Source organism: Enterococcus eurekensis (assembly GCF_042654605.1).
Lineage (GTDB): Bacteria > Bacillota > Bacilli > Lactobacillales > Enterococcaceae > Enterococcus_I > Enterococcus_I eurekensis.
The window spans coordinates 1-558 of the sequence record NZ_JBHSGT010000075.1; the positions used below are offsets into that span (position 1 = coordinate 1).

General features: G+C 37.1%; 1 protein-coding gene. It reads right to left on the minus strand.

What is annotated here, in order from left to right; all coding sequences use genetic code 11:
- The coding region (locus ACFO3L_RS11450) for an IS110 family transposase (protein WP_379967695.1) at positions 1-522 on the minus strand (522 nt) is incomplete at its 3' end.
- Positions 523-558: the final 36 nt, after the last annotated feature.

Consider the following 558-nt stretch of genomic DNA (forward strand, 5'->3'; position numbering starts at 1 on the left):
ACGGCTCAAGGTATTACACTTGTAAGTAAGATTTTCAAGGAAGTGTTGCTTTGCCTCTGTCAGCTGACAAACCATTTGATATCTGGTTCGAGTCAATCGTTGAAGTGCCATGTATTTTTCTTCTTTCAGTGGCGAAGAAGAATACCGTTGAAGACGTAAATAATCAGCGATACGAAACGCGTCGATACGATCCGTTTTATCCTCATCAAAAATTCGAGAGAATTGTTTGATTTTAAAGGGGTTTTCCACTGTGACAACCAGTTCATACTGATTGAGTTCTTTATCCGTTTGAAAAAAAGTCGCTGGATGGAAGCTGTAAAGAGACGTTGATTCCATTCCAATCACGATTTTCTGGAAAATCATGGATTCAGTGAACTTGATAATTTGATCTTTAATCGCCGTTGCCCCGTTTAAATCATTCGGAAAGGTCTTTTCTAACAGAATCGACAAATCATCATCGTCTGTTAAAAAACAAGTATCTAGTTTCTCAGAACTAACATCTAAACCAACAAATAATTTCATGGAGAGGACCTCCTTTCTATTTGATTATTTGGAAAA